Annotated in this window: 12 protein-coding genes; 9 read left to right on the top strand and 3 right to left on the bottom strand. The window is 70.8% G+C overall.

The window, feature by feature from the left end; genetic code table 11:
* Window positions 1-43 precede the first annotated feature (43 nt).
* Window positions 44-1,540 carry an alkaline phosphatase D family protein gene (locus tag BSZ37_RS18575; RefSeq protein WP_218830562.1) on the bottom strand — a complete coding sequence of 499 codons (1,497 nt, stop codon included), beginning with the start codon at window positions 1,538-1,540 and terminating at the stop codon, window positions 44-46.
* An 82-nt stretch (window positions 1,541-1,622) separates the two neighbouring features.
* Window positions 1,623-2,033: a hypothetical protein gene (locus BSZ37_RS18570; RefSeq protein ID WP_095511986.1), complete on the bottom strand. Its 411-nt coding sequence runs from the start codon at window positions 2,031-2,033 to the stop codon at window positions 1,623-1,625.
* Window positions 2,034-2,201: 168 nt separating this feature from the next.
* Here BSZ37_RS18570 and BSZ37_RS22225 point away from each other — a divergent pair, with 168 nt between their 5' ends.
* The 9 genes from BSZ37_RS22225 to BSZ37_RS18525 all read left to right on the top strand — a co-directional run bounded on the left by BSZ37_RS22225 (window position 2,202) and on the right by BSZ37_RS18525 (window position 12,498).
* Complete coding sequence (locus BSZ37_RS22225) at window positions 2,202-2,390, top strand: hypothetical protein (RefSeq protein ID WP_179299756.1); 189 nt, start codon at window positions 2,202-2,204, stop codon at window positions 2,388-2,390.
* 484 nt (window positions 2,391-2,874) lie between these two features.
* Window positions 2,875-5,898 (top strand): vitamin B12-dependent ribonucleotide reductase, encoded by a 3,024-nt coding sequence (locus BSZ37_RS18560; RefSeq protein WP_095511985.1) that lies wholly within the window; start codon window positions 2,875-2,877, stop codon window positions 5,896-5,898.
* Window positions 5,899-6,122: 224 nt separating this feature from the next.
* Window positions 6,123-6,926: an IS5 family transposase gene (locus BSZ37_RS18555; protein WP_425442620.1), complete on the top strand. Its 804-nt coding sequence runs from the start codon at window positions 6,123-6,125 to the stop codon at window positions 6,924-6,926.
* A 364-nt stretch (window positions 6,927-7,290) separates the two neighbouring features.
* Window positions 7,291-7,551, top strand: coding sequence for a type II toxin-antitoxin system HicA family toxin (locus tag BSZ37_RS18550; RefSeq protein ID WP_095511984.1), 261 nt, complete (start codon window positions 7,291-7,293; stop codon window positions 7,549-7,551).
* A complete protein-coding gene (locus BSZ37_RS18545) occupies window positions 7,538-7,762 on the top strand; it encodes a type II toxin-antitoxin system HicB family antitoxin (RefSeq protein ID WP_095511983.1) in 225 nt (74 codons plus the stop codon). The genes BSZ37_RS18550 and BSZ37_RS18545 overlap by 14 nt, the downstream gene beginning before the upstream one ends.
* Before the next feature lie 287 nt (window positions 7,763-8,049).
* Window positions 8,050-8,319, top strand: a complete 270-nt coding sequence (locus BSZ37_RS18540) for a GIY-YIG nuclease family protein (protein ID WP_218830561.1) — start codon at window positions 8,050-8,052, stop codon at window positions 8,317-8,319.
* Between the two features lie 78 nt (window positions 8,320-8,397).
* Window positions 8,398-9,666, top strand: coding sequence for a serine hydrolase domain-containing protein (locus BSZ37_RS18535; RefSeq protein ID WP_095511981.1), 1,269 nt, complete (start codon window positions 8,398-8,400; stop codon window positions 9,664-9,666).
* Between the two features lie 109 nt (window positions 9,667-9,775).
* Window positions 9,776-11,248, top strand: a complete 1,473-nt coding sequence (locus BSZ37_RS18530) for an ATPase domain-containing protein (RefSeq protein ID WP_179299755.1) — start codon at window positions 9,776-9,778, stop codon at window positions 11,246-11,248.
* Between the two features lie 74 nt (window positions 11,249-11,322).
* The gene (locus BSZ37_RS18525) at window positions 11,323-12,498 is read left to right on the top strand and encodes a sensor histidine kinase (RefSeq protein WP_095511979.1); all 1,176 of its coding nucleotides are present in this window, start codon (window positions 11,323-11,325) and stop codon (window positions 12,496-12,498) included.
* Window positions 12,499-12,566: 68 nt separating this feature from the next.
* Here the strand turns inward: BSZ37_RS18525 and BSZ37_RS18520 are convergent, their stop codons facing one another.
* Window positions 12,567-14,933, bottom strand: a complete 2,367-nt coding sequence (locus tag BSZ37_RS18520; protein ID WP_179299754.1) for a cation:proton antiporter domain-containing protein — start codon at window positions 14,931-14,933, stop codon at window positions 12,567-12,569.
* Window positions 14,934-14,957: the final 24 nt, after the last annotated feature.

The following is a 14,957-nucleotide window of genomic DNA, read 5'->3' as shown; positions in this document are numbered from 1 at the left end:
CCGCCCGCCTCGGCGCCGAGGCGGGAGGACTCGGACATCGGCGCTACTCGCCGCCCGGCACCGTGAGGTTGCGGGCGCGGACGGCGTGCTCCCAGAGAAGCGCCCCGTCGGCCTTGTAGGTCCGCATCGTGAGGACGCGGTCGGTGCGGGGGCCCGTCACCGTGAGCGTCCCGAAGTTGTGTTCGCCGGCCACGAGCGTTCCGTCGACGCGGAGCGGGTTCGTGTACTCGGGCGAGTCCCCGCGGAGTGGGTACGTCGAGGCACCGGCCGTGAGCGGGCTCGACGTGAACTCGTAGAGCGGGTATGCGCCGGGGCGGTCCATCTTGAGGAGCTCCGTGTGGTGGCGGTCGCCGGAGAGGAACACGACGCCCTCGATCCGGCGCGCCGCGATCTGGTCGAGGAGCGTCCGCCGCTCGCGCGGTGCGATGGCGGCGAACGTCTCGAAGACGGGGAGCGGGTTCAAAAACTGGCCCCCGACGGCGACGATCTTGAACGGGGCTTGACTCGTGGTGAGCGCGTCGAGGAGCCACTGCGCCTGCTCCGGCCCGAGGATCTGGCGCTCGGCGTCGGGCGCGTCGTTCGGCGCGCGGTGGTAGCGGTCGTCGAGCATGAAGAACTCGACGTCGGCCCACTGGAAGTGGGTGAACACGCCGGGCACGCCCGGGAGGCCGCGCGCCGCGGCGGGCCAGTAGTCGGAGAACGTCTCGAGGGCCTCGTCCTTGAGGACGTACGAGCGGTCGGAGTCGTTGGGACCGTAGTCGTGGTCGTCCCAGATGGCGTAGTGGGCGGCGCGCGCGAGGAGCGGCTGGAGCGCCGGCTCGGAGCGGCTGTGGCGGTATCGGTAGTCGATGCCGGCGGCGTCCCACCAGTCGACCTCGCGGAGGTAGACGTTGTCGCCGAGCCACAGCATGAGGTCGGGGTCGAGGGCCGCGATCTCGCCGAAGATGGACGGCGAGCCGCCGTAGGCGTCGCCGGGCCGGTCGTAGGCCGGGTCGTTGTCGTAGTAGCACGAGCCGATCGCGGCCGTGAACGCGGGCGGGTCGGTCCGCCACTGCCACAACGGCTGCGTCTCGACGCGCGTGGCGTAGGAGGTCGGCGTGACGTCGACGCCGTCGACGGTGACGGTGACGTCGTACGTCGTGCCCGGCTCGAGGCCGAAGAGGCGGACGGTCGCGGTCCCGTCCGGCCCGCTCGTCGTGCGCCCCGAGGCGGCCAGCATCGTCCCGCCGGCCTCGAGCGAGTCGGGCCCGAACGCGTCGACGACGACCTCGGAGCCGGGCGAGGTGAGGACCCAGACGGCGGCCCCACGGTGCGTCACGTCGGCCAGCATGGGGCCGGCGTGCAGAGCGGGGGCCTCCGCCTCGGCAGTGGGGAGGGGGGAGGCCGTCGGGCTGGCGAGCCCGGCCCGGACGAGGGCCGACTGGACGGCGCGCTCAATGGCGGCCTGCCCGGCGGGTGTGGAGGACGCGGCCGTGAGGGCCGGGGCGCAGCCGCCGGCGACGAGCGCGGCGGCGACGAGGAGGAGCGAGCGGAGGGGCATCGGTGGTGGGGGAGAGGCGACCCAAAGAAAACGCCGCGCCCACAGCGGGGCGCGGCGTCGGTGTGACGAATCGAGGCGGGGGCTACTCGTCGTCCTCGTCCTCGAAAACGGGCTCGGGGCGGATGTCCCAGAGCAGCATCTGCTCGATGTCTGCCGAGTCCTCGCCGTCCTCGTCCTCGAATGTGTAGTCGCCGAGCGTGTCGCGCTTGCCCGACGGGACGCGCGTCCACTGCTTGCCCTCGCCGTCCTCGAACTCGTCCGGGAACGGGCTCTCGACGCGGTAGCCGGGGTGGTAGCTCCGGTACGTCTTGGCGGCCTCGTAGAGCGCGGCCCGCCGGGCGCCCGGCCGCGTGGCGCTGTAGCCGTGGACGCGGAACGCCTCGATCTGGATCGTCGCGATGACGTCGTCGCCGTCCTCCTCGGGGTCGGAGTACTCGGGGCGGACCACCTTGAACTCGTCGGGGTGCGGGTACGCGCTGCGGTCGTCGAACATGGGGGTGCGGATGTCGGAACGGGAGAAGGTACGCGGGCGTCGGTCGTGGGCTCCGCCCGGACGGCGCGTCACGGCGGCTTTCCCTCCCGATTCACTCCGGACGGTTCCGCTTGCCCCCATCCCGACTGACGCTGTAGACTCGCCCGTCCCCCCCATCTCCCTCCCGGCATGGACGACTTCAACGACGACTTCGAACTCGACGACGACGACCTCGCGATCGACGACGACGACCTCGAAGAGGACGACGACCTCGACGACGACGACGACCTCGACCTCGACGACCTCGAGCTCGACGACGACGACCTCGAACTCGACGAGGACATCGACTATGACCCCGACGACGACGACGACTTCTAGTCGGACCGACGGGCGATGAACCGGCCCCGCGGCGCCGCCGTGGGGAGGCGGGTGGGCCTGGAATGCGGGCTCACGACGAAGGACCGTTATGCGCCCTGCGGGCTCGCCCGCGGCCCCGTTGACGGCAGGCAGGCAGGAGCCGCGAGAGTCCGTTATTCAGGAGGCCTCGGAGATAACGGACGCGCTTGGAGAAGAAGACGCGTGGGTCGGCCCGCCTCGGTGAGGGTGATGGGGCGACCGAGGCGGGAGAGGCCGATTCGTCCACGCTGTGGATAACCCGTGGACGGATGACGGTTGCGACCGGGCGCGCTCGCCGGTTACTTGAAGTCCGCTTCGATGTGCCTTCACGCACGCGGGCTGAGCCGCCGCACCAGCGCGACGCAGGCCCCCGCCCGGACGAAGGCTCCGGCGTCACCAGCCGTCCCTGCGCAGCGCGGAGGCGAGGCCCTGGGACGCCGTTTTTGTCCCCCCAACCCACACACCTATGGCCAAGCAAAAGGCCCCCGCCGTGTCCGGCGGGTTGACGATCGACCGTGTCTTCTCCACCGAGGGCCAGCACCCGTTCGACAGCGTCGCCTGGGAGTCGCGCGACGCCGCCATCAAGAACCACACGGGCGAGGCCATCTTCGAGCAGCTCGGCGTCGAGTTCCCGGAGGCGTTCACGCCGCTGGCGGTCAACGTCGTCGCGTCGAAGTACTTCTATGGGGACCTCGCCAAGGGCAACGGCTCGCCGGCCGAGGGCCAGCGCGAGTACAGCCTCAAGCAGCTCGTCCACCGCGTGACGCGGACGATCACGGACTGGGGGCGCGACCAGAACTACTTCGCCACCGACGCCGACGCCGAGACGTTCTACGACGAGCTGACGTGGCTCTGCACCAACCAGTACGGCGCGTTCAACAGCCCCGTCTGGTTCAACGTCGGGCTCCACGCCCAGTACGGCGTCCGCGACTCGGGTGGGAAGACGATCTCCGGGTGGGACTTCGAGAAGGGCGAGGTCGTCGACGTCGACCCGTACGAGCGGCCGCAGGCGTCGGCCTGCTTCATCATCTCCGTCGACGACTCGGTCGACGACATCTGGCAGCTCATGGGCGAGAGCGCCCGGCTGTTCAAGTTCGGCTCCGGCGTCGGGGCCGACTGGTCGAAGCTCCGGAGCAGCCACGAGAAGCTGTCTGGCGGCGGGATCCCGTCGGGCCCCGTGTCCTTCATGAAGGTCCAGGACGCGACGGGCGGCACCATCAAGTCGGGCGGGAAGACGCGCCGCGCGGCCATCATGCAGACGCTGAAGGTCTGGCACCCGGACATCCTCGAGTTCGTCCGCGCCAAGCAGACCGAGGAGCGGAAGGCGTGGGCGCTCATCGAGGAGGGCTACGACGGCTCGTTCAACGGCGACGCCTACGGCTCGGTCGCCTTCCAGAACGTGAACCAGTCGGTCCGCCTCGACGACGCGTTCATGGAGGCCGCCAACAAGGGCCAGAAGTACAAACTCACCGCTGTGACGTCCGGCGAGGCTGTCGACGAGGTCGACGCCGAGGACCTCCTCCTCCAGATCGCCGAGGGGACCCACGTCTGCGGCGACCCGGGCGCGCAGTACGAGGACACGATCCAGCGCTGGCACACCTGCAAGAACACCGGCCCGATCAACTCCAGCAACCCGTGCTCGGAGTACATGTTCTTGGACGACAGCGCGTGCAACCTCGCCTCGCTCAACCTCCGCAAGTTCAAGACGGCTGACGGTGGCTTCGACGTCGAGCGCTACCGCGCGGCGGCCCGCCTGTTCATCACGGCCCAGGAGATCCTCGTCGACAACGCCGGCTACCCGTCGGCCTCGATTGCGGCCAACAGCCACGCGTTCCGGCCGCTCGGCCTCGGGTTCGCCAACCTCGGCGCGCTCCTCATGTCGATGGGCCTCCCCTACGACTCCGACGAGGGCCGCGCGGTCGCCGGCGCGCTCATGGCGATCGAGCACTGCGAGGCCTACGCCCGCTCCGCCGAGATCGCCGCGAACGAAAAGATCGGCCCGTTCGCCGGCTACGCCGAGAACGCGGAGCCCTTCCTCGACGTGATGCGGATGCACCGCGACGCCGTGAAGGAGATCGACGCCAGCTGCCCGGCCTACCTCCGCGACGCCGCCCAGGAGAGCGCCGACCGGATGGTCGCCCTCGGCGAGACGTACGGCTACCGGAACGCGCAGGCCACGGTCCTCGCTCCGACGGGGACCATCGGCTTCATGATGGACTGCGACACGACGGGCATCGAGCCCGACCTCGCGCTCGTCAAGTACAAGCTCCTCGCGGGCAAGGGCGACGGGCTCATGAAGATCGTCAACCAGACGGTGCCGGAGGCGCTGGCTCGGCTCGGCTACACGGAGGCTGAGTCCCAGGTCATCCGCGAGTACATCGACGAGCACGACACGATCGAGGGCGCCCCGGGCCTCCGCGACGAGCACCTCCCGGTGTTCGACTGCGCGTTCAAACCGCACAACGGCGAGCGCTCGATCTCGCACATGGGCCACATCCGGATGATGGCCGCGTGCCAGCCGTTCATCTCGGGCGCCATCTCGAAGACGGTCAACCTCCCGGAGCACGCGACGGTCGAGGACATCGCCGACGCCTACATGAAGAGCTGGGAGCTCGGGCTGAAGGCGGTCGCGATCTACCGCGAGAACTCGAAGCGGAGCCAGCCGCTCTCGACGACGTCCGGCGGCAACACGAAGGGCAAGACGACGGCCGCCGAGGCCGCCTACTCGGGCGACGGCGCGTCGACGCCAGAGCCGGAGATCCGCGAGGTGGAGAAGGTCGTCGAGAAGGTGGTCTACCGCCCGCACCGCGAGCGGCTGCCGGACGAGCGGCCGAGCGTGACGCACAAGTTCTCGGTCGCGGGCCACGAGGGGTACCTCCACGTGGGCCTCTACCCGGAGGGCCACCGCAACGCCGGCCGGCCCGGGGAGATCTTTATCACGATGGCCAAGCAGGGCTCGACGATCGCCGGGCTGATGGACAGCTTCGCGACGGCGATCTCGCTGGCGTTCCAGTACGGCGTGCCGCTGGAGGACCTCGTGAGCAAGTTCGGCCACGTCCGGTTCGAGCCGGCCGGGTTCACGAACAACCCCCAGATCCCGATCGCCAAGTCGATCACGGACTACATCTTCCGCTACCTCTCGATCAAGTTCCTCTCGGGCGGCGACGGCGCGCCCAAGGACCTGGCCGACGACGAGCCCGAGGCCGACCCGGTCGTCGCGGTGGCGAACGAGTCCAAGGCCCACGGCCCCGCCGAGGACCAGACGCAGGCCGACCTGTTCGCGACGGCCCAGGCCGTCGTGGACGCCGGCCAGCCGACGCACGTCGGCGGCTCCGTCGAGGCCGCCCTCGCGGCCGACGCGAAGGGCCAGCTCGGCGCCTTCGACAACCAGGACGACGCGCCGGCCTGCCCCAACTGCGGCGGGATCACGGTGCGGGCGGGGAGCTGCTACTCCTGCCCGAACTGCGGCTCGTCCACGGGCTGCGGCTGATCCCTCCGGCTTTGGCTGCCTCGGTGACTGTGCCGAGGCGGGCGCCCCCGGTTCTTTGGAGCCGGGGGCGTTTCTTCTTGCGCTGCGATGTAGCCTAAGGACCTATCCGAAAAGGGTGCGGGCGCCCGGCCGTCTAGCTTGAGGGACTCTTACCTCTCCTCACGCCCGACGTGCCCGCGACGCCCGCACGCGCTCAAGCTAGCGCGCCCGACTTCGAGTCTGAGATCGACGCCCGCTTCCTGCCGCCCCCCGAACTCTGGGCCGCCGTCGAGCCGCTGCTCCCCGAGCCACCCGGTGGAGGCCGACCCCGGAAGCCCGACCGCGAGGTCTTCGCCGCGATCTTCTACGTGCTCACCACCGGCATCCAGTGGAAGGCGCTGCCACGGTGTCTCGGGGCGGCCTCGACCGTCCACGACCGGTTCCAGGAGTGGGCCGAGGCCGACGTCTTCGCTCACCTCTGGGCGACGGGACTCGTCGAGTTCGACGCCTCCGTCGGGCTCGACTGGACGTGGCAAGCGATCGACGGGGCGACGACGAAGGCGCCGCTCGGGGGCGCGGCGACCGGCCCCAACCCGACGGATCGCGGCAAGTCGGGCACCAAGCGCCACCTGCTCACCGAAGGCCACGGGCTCCCGGTCGGGCTCGTCGTGACCGGCGCCAACCGCAACGACATGACGCAGGTCGAGCCCGTGCTCGACTCGATGGCCGTCGTGTCGTTCGAGGCCGAGCAGCACCTGTGCGCCGACAAGGGGTACGACTTCGATTCGGTCCGCTCGGCGCTGAGCGCATCGGGGTACGTCACCCACATCCTGAGCCGAGGCGACGAGAAGCTGGCGCTGAAGATGCCGGGGTACCGGGCACGACGATGGGTCGTCGAGGCGGCGCACTCGTGGCTCAACCGGTTCCGGCGGCTGCTAATCCGGTGGGAGAAGAAGGCCGAGAACTTCGCGGCCTTGCTCCACCTGGCGTGTGCCGTGATCGTCTGGCGCCGATGCCCGATCTCAGCCGACGACTACCTTTTCGGATAGGTCCTAAGTGGCTCCTGCGAGCGCTGGGAGAGCACAAAGAGGAGGAACCATTATCCGAGTGCCTCTGGAGATAGAGGACGGAGCGACTCGGGCCGCCCGGGCGCGCTGAGGGGGCGACCGAGGCGGGAGAGGCCGATTCACCCACGCTGTGGATAAGCCGTGGACGGATGACGGTTGCTACCGTCGCCGTGAAGCGCGAACCTAAAAACCACCCCGCCGCGATGAGTCGCAACGGGGTGGAAGTTCGACGCGACCGTCCGCTTCCGGACCGATCGCTACCGAGGTGGGGACCTCATGGTAGGGATGCCGGGGCGGTGGTTGCAACCAATCGTTTTCCACCTTTACCCACACTCCGGCTCGTGCCATGTCCAAGGCAGCAAAAGCTCTCGAACGCCTCCTCCGTGGTACATCAGACGCTAGCTTCTCGTTCGAGGAGGTGCGCCGCATCCTCCTCCGGCTCGGGTTCGAGGAGAGGGTCAAGGGGAGCCATCATATATTCAGCTACCCTGGTGTTCCAGAGATCTTGAATCTCCAGCCGAAGGGCACTGCTGCCAAGTCGTACCAAGTGAAGCAGGTCCGGACTCTGCTTGTCGCCTATCGCCTCGTTCCCGATGGAAACCCCTGACCTCCGCTACGAAGTCATCGTCTACTGGAGCGACGAGGACGAGGCATATCTTGCCGAGGTCCCGGAACTACCCGGGTGCATGGCCGATGGGGAGACGTACACGGAGGTAATGGAGACCGTGCAGGTCATCATGCGAGAGTGGATCGAGACGGCGCGGGAACTGGGCCGCGAGATCCCAACGCCGAAGGGCCGCCGGCTCCAGTTCGCCTGACCCCGTCCGCCTCGGCGTCGAGGCGGAGGGACCCGGGGCGTCGCCACGTCCGCCCGCGCGGCGCTTCAGACGTGTCATCCTGAGCGGAGGACGCAGCCCGGAGTCGAAGGATCTCTGGCGAGCACCACGCACGGACCGCCCTCTCTGTGTCAGCGAGAGACCTCATCGCACCAAAAGATCCTTCGACTCGCTCCGCTCGCTCAGGATGACACGGGGAGGGGAGGGTGCTGGATGATGGCGGCACGCTATCGTGCGGTATGGGAGCGGCGCGCACGTACTGGGTCTACATGCTCACCAACCGCTCGGGGACGCTGTACGTTGGAGTGACGAACAATCTGGAGCGGCGGCTGGCGGAGCACGTGGCCAGCGGGGACGAGCGGTTCACGGGGCGCTATGCGCTCGACCGGCTCATCTACGTCGAGTCGTACCCGGAGGCGCGCGATGGCATCGCGCGGGAGAAGCAGCTGAAGGGCTGGCGGCGGAGCAAGAAGGTGGCGCTCGTCAACGCCGCGAACCCGTCGTGGCGGGACCTGCGGGGGAGAGCGGAGCTGCCCTGAGTCGCGAGCGACGTGCACACGGGTGCCACGGCGGAGCGGGTTGGAGGCGCTATTCTGGACGGTACAGCCCCACCACCCATGCTCCGCATCCCGTCGGCGATCGTCGCTGCGCTCCTCCTCGTCGCCTCCGCCCGCGCGCAACCCAGGGCGCCCGACCTCCCGCGCGTGGTCGACGAGGCCGCGGTGGCCCGCCTCGACGCCACGCTGGCCGGGTTCGTCGAGCGGGGCGACGTGGTGGGCGTCTCGGCCCTCGTCCTAGAGCGGGGAGAGGAGGCCTATGTCGGCGCCTACGGCCACGCCGACCGCGAGGCGGACGTGCCGATGACCCGCAACGCCATCGTCCAGGTCTACTCGATGACGAAGCCCGTCACCGGCGTCGCGCTGATGACGCTGTGGGAGGCCGGCGCCTTCGACCTCGACGACCCGCTCGCCGACTACGCCCCGGAGTTCGCCGACGTCGTGGTCTACGCGGGCGTGGACGCCGACGGCCAGCCGATCCTCGAGGCGCCGCGCCGGCCGGTCACCATCCGCGACCTCACGCGGCACACGGCTGGCATCGGCGCCGACGGCGGGCACGAGGCCCTGGCGGCGATGCTCCGCGAGGCCGACCCGATGAACCGCGAGAACACGCTCGAGACCATGGCCCGCCAGTTCGCGAGCGTCCCGCTCGGGTTCCACCCCGGCGAGCAGTGGGCTTACGGGCCGTCGGTCGACCTCCAGGCGTTTCTGGTCGAGCGGATCTCCGGGCAGCCGTACGCCGAGTACGTCCGCGAGCACGTGCTGGCCCCGCTCGGGATGAGCGAGACCCGCTACGTCGTCCCCGAGGCCGACCGGGACCGGATGGCCGCCGTCTATCGCCGCGGCGACGACGGCGCGCTCTCGCCCATCGACGGCATCGACGTGTTCAACACACAGGCGTGGCCGTTGACGCCCGGCGGCTGGGGGCTCACGTCGACCCTCGACGACTACTCGCGCTTCGCGCAGATGCTGCTGAACGGCGGCGTGCTCGACGGCGTCCGGATCCTCCAGCCCGAGACCGTCCGTCTTATGGCGACGAGCCACCTGGACGACGCCGTGACCCAGCGCATGTGGCTGCCCAGCAAGGGACAGGTCGGGTTCGGGATCGATTTTGCGGTTCGTGTCCGGCCCCCGGCCTCCGCCGACGAGAATCCGGGGACGGTCGGCGAGTTCTTCTGGGACGGCGCGGCGAGCACGCTGTTCTGGGTGGACCCGGTGAACGAGCTCACGGCGGTCCTCTTCGTCCAGCTCATGCCGTTCGACGGCGTCGGGCTCCACCACGGGGTCCGCGAGGCCGTGTACGGGGCGTTCCGTGCGCGTGGAAGCTGATGCGCGAAGGCTAACGGCGAGACGGAAAGGGAACCGGGCGTGCGCCGATATGTGTGCGCCTGGTATACTCCCGGGCCGATCCCGTTCACCCTGGCCCGTGACCCCGACCGTGTCCTCTCGTGTTTCGTCCGGCGTTCCGGGGTTCGACGTGCTGCTCGGCGGTGGCTTTCCTGCCGGGCGGATGTACCTCCTCGAAGGTCGACCCGGGACCGGCAAGACCACGTTCGCGCTCCACTTCTGCCGCGCCGCCGTCGAGGCGGGCGAGCGCGTCCTGTACGTCACGCTGTCGCAGCGTCGCGACGAGCTCCTCGCCATCGCCGACTCGCACGGGTGGGACCTCGAGGGCGTCGACGTGCTCGACGTGGAGTCCGGCGGGCTCGACCTCCACGCCTCCGACCACACGCTCTTCCCCGCCGGCGACGTCGACCTCGTGGACCTGATGGACACCGTCCTGGGCGCCGTCGGGTCGGTCCGGCCGGCCCGGCTCGTCCTCGACTCGGCCGCCGAGCTCCGCCTGCTGTCGGGCGACGGGCTCCGGAGCCGCCGCCGGTTCCTCGCGCTCAAGCACGCGCTCGGCCAGCGTGACGTGACCACGCTCCTCCTCGACGACTACAGCGCCAGCGACGGCGACAGCGCGGTGTACTCGATCATGCACGGCGTCGTCCGGCTCGAGCGCGACGCGCCCCAGTACGGGCAGGTCTACCGCCGGCTCCAGATCCCCAAGATCCGCGGCGTCGACCACCCGACGGGGTACCACGACTTCCGGATCCTGCACGGCGGGCTCGAGGTGTACCCGAGCCTCACGATGCGGCTGAAGGACGAGGGCGCCGACGAACGGGCCGAGGCGGGCGAGGTGGGGGCCTCGCGGTCGAGCCGGATCGACGGCCTCGACGCGATGCTGGACGGGGGGCTCGACCCCGGCGCGTCGTGCGTCGTCGTCGGCGTCTCGGGGACCGGCAAGTCGTCGCTGGCGGCCTCCTACGCCGTGGCCGCCGCCGAGGGCGGGGCGCCGGCGGCGATCTACACCTTCGACGAGCGGAAGCGGACGCTCCTCGACCGGATGGAGGGCCTGGGGTACGACCTCCGGTCGATGGGGGACGTGCTCCAGGTCCAGGAGCTCAGCGCCTCGATCATGACCACCGGCCGGTTCATCGACCGCGTCCACCGTGACGTCGAGGCGGGCGTCCGGCTCGTCGTCATCGACAGCCTGACGGGCTTCACGCACGCCTGCCCCGGCGCCGACCGCGCAGCGAGCCAGCTCCACGACCTCCTGGCCTACCTCGGCGGGCGAGGCGTCGTCACGCTCCTGACGGTCCCCGAGCACGGGCTTCTCGGTGACGCGACGGCGCCCCAGATCGACATCAGCTACGTCGCCGACACGGTCCTCCTGCTCCAGCACTACGAGGCTCGCGGCGAGATCCGCAAGGCCATCGCCGTGGTCAAGCGGCGGCGCGGCGGGCACGACCGGCGCGTCCGCCAGTTCGTGATGAGCGACGACGGGATGGCCGTCGGCGACGCGATCACCGACTACCAGGGCGTCCTGACCGGCCTCGCGGCCTTCGTGGACGGGACGTCTCTCTAGCGGGGGATTCCCTCACTCGGGGTTCAGGGTGCCCGAGCGCATCTCCCACTTGGGCCCGGCGTTCTTGACGGTTAATGGGGCCCCTCGCATCACTTAGCAACGGCACGACGCCGGCCCAGCGGCTGGCGGCCCTCGTCCTTACCCCGGTCGGCCGCGACGCGGAGCTCGTGGGGCGCGTGCTGACCGACGACGACCTCGAGGTCGTGTCGCTGCCCGACGCGCCCGGCCTCTGCACGTCCGTCGGCCGGCCCGACGCGGGCGCCGTCGTGCTGACGGGCGAGGCGCTCTCGCTGCCCGGCATCGAGGTGCTCGCCGAGGCCCTGGCCGGCGAGCCCGACTGGTCCGAGCTCCCGTTCGTCCTGTTCGTCGACGCGGGGTGGAGCGCCGGCGACTACCTCGGGCTGACCGGCCTGCTGGGCGGGCGCCGGCATGTGACCGTGCTCGAGCGGCCGATCCAGCCGGTCGCGTTCCGGTCGGTCGTCCGGCTCGCCGTCGAGGCCCGCCGCCAGCAGCTCCGCGTGCGCGACCTCCTCGACCGCGTCCAGCGGTTCAACGCCGAGCTCCAAGACCGCGTGGACGAGCAGACGGCCGCGCTCCGGGACCGCGCCCATCAGGTCGAGTCTCTCGCCCGGTCGCTCTCCGAGGCCGAGCTCCGAGAGCGCGAGCGGGTCGCCCAGCTGCTCCACGACGACGTCCAGCAGACGCTCTACGGCCTCAAGATCCACGTCGACCTCCTGTCGCGGGCGGCCGGCGGGGCCGACGGCCTCGGCGACCGCGTCGAGGGCTACGTCGACGAGGCCATCAACCAGACGCGCCTGCTCGCCACCGAGCTCCACCCGCCGTCGCTCTTCGACGACGGCGTCGGCGCCGCGCTCGGCTGGGTCGCGGACTACGCCCGCCAGCGCTACGGCCTGACCGTCCACCTCGACGTGACGTCGGCCGGGACGATGCCGTCGCACGGAGTCCGGTCGCTGCTTACGCGCGTCGCCCGCGAGCTCCTGTTCAACGTCGTCAAGCACGCCGGGACCGGGGAGGCGTGGGTCCGGGCGTGGTGCGACGCGGAGGGCTGCCACCTCTCGGTCCGCGACGAGGGCGAGGGGTTCGACGACCACGACTCCGCGGACGCGACCGGCCTGGGCCTGAGCGAGCTCCGCCACCGCCTCGGCCTGGCCGGCGGCCAACTCGAGGTCGACTCGGTGCCCCACCAAGGGACGACCGTGACCGCCGTGCTCCCGCTGGCCGACGCGTAGAGAGGGCGGGAGGCCGTCCGCCTCGGCGCCGAGGCGGAGGGAGCGGGTCCCCACGAGAGGAGCGCGCCCTACAGCATCACCTCGTCTTCGTAGCACCAGCCCCACGTCTCGCCCGGCTCGATGCTCCGCACGACGGGGTGGCCCGTCCGGTGGTAGTGCTTCGTCGCGTGCTTGTTGGGCGATGAGTCGCAGCAGCCGACGTGGCCGCATTCGAGGCACACGCGGAGGTGGACCCACCGGTCGCCGCGCTCCAGGCACTCCTCGCACCCCTGGGTCCCGGGCGTCACGTCGTGGACGTGGTCGAGGTGGGTGCACCCGGCGTCGGGGTCGGGGTCGAGGTGGACCGGGGCCGAGGTGTCGATCCAGTCGGCGCGCTGCGTGGGCATGGGCGGCGGGGCGGGGAGGGCGGGCGTCCGACCGTCGGTGACGCGGAAGAGGTCCCCGGCGTCGATGAGCGCCTGCGGCGTGCCGCCGAAGAGGACCTCGTCGCCGGCCCGGAGGACGAAGCCGCCGCCCGGCTCGCGCGTCACGTCGCCGTCGCGCGAGACCTGGGTGACGTGGAGGAGCCGCTCGTCGAGCTGGAGGGCGGCGAGGGACTGACCGGCGGCGCGGGCGCCGGTGCGGATCGTGACGGTGCGCGTGGAGAAACAGTCGGCGGCGAGCTCGCAGCGGACGGCCGGCGTGTCCATGACGTCGGCGTCGAACGCCTCGTAGCTCCCCCGGCGGAGCGTCTCCTCGTGGCGGAGGATCTCGGCCGGCGCCACCTGGTAGCGCCGGAGGACGTCGTCGAACAGGCCGACGACGGCCTCGAACTCGGTCGCGATGGCCCGATCTGCGCCGGCTTCGACCAACTCCTCGGCGTCGTGCAGCGACGGGACCGATGCGACGATCCGGGTCGTCGGGCTGAGGGCCCGGGCGACGGACACCACGCGGTGCGTCATGGCCGGGTTGTCGTCCGGGACGACGAGCATCTTCGCGCGCTGGAGCCCGACGGCCTCGAGGATGTGGCGCTTGGCGTAGTCGCCGCGGAGGACGCGGAGCCCCGATTCCTCCGCCTCCCGAGCGCCCTCCGGCGAAAGCGTGACGACGGCGAACGGGACGCCCGAGCCCTCGAGGACGTGGACCAGCTTCCGCGCGGCGTCGCCGTAGCCGGCCACGATCGTGTGGTTCTCGAGGTCCGAAAAATGGCCGGCCGCCTCGACCGCCTCCGCCTCGGTCGGCTCGGGCGTGGCGTCGGAGGTCATCCGCCGGAGCCCGGCCGCCATCCGCCCGGCGTAGGGCGCGGCGACCGGCGTGAGCGCCATCGAGATGACGGTCGCCGCGATGAAGAGCGGGCCGCCGATGGCGTCCGACCCGAGCGGCGCGAGGCCAACCTCGCGGCCCGACCGCTCCAACACGAACGAGAACTCGCCGACCTGCGCCAGCCACAGCGCCGTCGCCGCCGCCGCTGGCGCCGCCCTTCCGACCGCGCGGACCGCCACGAACGTCGTCGCCAGCTTCACGAGCGCGACGACCGCGAGCGCGCCGAGCACGAGGCCGAGGTTGTTCACCAGGAAGCCGAGGTCGAGGAGGAGGCCGACCGACACGAAGAACGTCGCCGAGAACAGGATCTGGAGCGGGAGGATCTCCGACAGCGCGTGCTCCGAGAACCGGCTCTGGCTCACGACGAGGCCCGCCAGGAACGCGCCCAGCGAGATCGACACGCCCGCCAGCCCGACCGCGTAGGCCGTCCCGAAGCAGATCGCGATGACGGTCAGCAGGAAGAGCTCCGGCGAGCACCTCCGCGCGACGTGCTCCAACAGCGGCGGCAGGATCCGCCGGGCGACGACGAGGACGAACACGATGATCGCCGCGGCCGTGCCCAGCGCGATCCCGAGGTCGAGGCCCGTCACGCCCTCGCCGCCGAGCGCGGGCACGAGGAGGACCATCAGGATCACGGCGAGGTCCTGGAAGATCAGCAGCCCGACCGCGCCCTGGCCCACCTCGGTGTTCGTCTCGCCCCGGTCGCCGAGCAGCTTCGTCACGATGGCCGTCGAACTCAGGGCGACGAGGAAGCCCGTGAAGATCGCCGGTCGCCAGCCGACGCCGAACGCGAGGCACAGCCCGGCCACGAGCAGGGTCGTCAGCCCGACCTGGAGCCCGCCGCCGACGAAGATGAGCCGCTGGATCTTCTGGAGCTTGTCGAGCGAGAACTCGATCCCGATCGTGAACAGGAGGAGCAAGACGCCGACCTCGGCCGCCGCATCGATCAGCTCCGGGTCGGTCACGACGCCCAGCCCGCTCGGCCCGATCAGCACGCCCGCCAGCAGGAAGCCCACGATGGGCACAAGGCCGACCCGCTGGCTGACGTAGGCCACGAGCGCCGCCGCGGCCACGATGGCCACGACCTCGACGAGGAACGGGGGGACGGCGCCGGCGGCGAGGACGAACGGCATGGGCAGGGGAGAGGGGCCTACCGG

This window comes from Rubrivirga marina (assembly GCF_002283365.1).
In the GTDB taxonomy this organism is placed as follows: domain Bacteria; phylum Bacteroidota; class Rhodothermia; order Rhodothermales; family Rubricoccaceae; genus Rubrivirga; species Rubrivirga marina.
This window is presented reverse-complemented; position numbering and strand designations above follow the sequence as displayed.

Coding starts and splice junctions, on each gene's coding strand:
- BSZ37_RS18570 (WP_095511986.1), bottom strand. CDS start 2,033: ATGTTCGACGACCGCAGCGCGTACCCGCACCCCGACGAGTTCAAGGTG.
- BSZ37_RS18560 (WP_095511985.1), top strand. CDS start 2,875: ATGGCCAAGCAAAAGGCCCCCGCCGTGTCCGGCGGGTTGACGATCGAC.
- BSZ37_RS18550 (WP_095511984.1), top strand. CDS start 7,291: ATGTCCAAGGCAGCAAAAGCTCTCGAACGCCTCCTCCGTGGTACATCA.
- BSZ37_RS18545 (WP_095511983.1), top strand. CDS start 7,538: ATGGAAACCCCTGACCTCCGCTACGAAGTCATCGTCTACTGGAGCGAC.
- BSZ37_RS18520 (WP_179299754.1), bottom strand. CDS start 14,933: ATGCCGTTCGTCCTCGCCGCCGGCGCCGTCCCCCCGTTCCTCGTCGAG.
- BSZ37_RS18535 (WP_095511981.1), top strand. CDS start 8,398: ATGCTCCGCATCCCGTCGGCGATCGTCGCTGCGCTCCTCCTCGTCGCC.
- BSZ37_RS18575 (WP_218830562.1), bottom strand. CDS start 1,540: ATGCCCCTCCGCTCGCTCCTCCTCGTCGCCGCCGCGCTCGTCGCCGGC.
- BSZ37_RS22225 (WP_179299756.1), top strand. CDS start 2,202: ATGGACGACTTCAACGACGACTTCGAACTCGACGACGACGACCTCGCG.
- BSZ37_RS18525 (WP_095511979.1), top strand. CDS start 11,323: ATGGGGCCCCTCGCATCACTTAGCAACGGCACGACGCCGGCCCAGCGG.
- BSZ37_RS18540 (WP_218830561.1), top strand. CDS start 8,050: ATGCTCACCAACCGCTCGGGGACGCTGTACGTTGGAGTGACGAACAAT.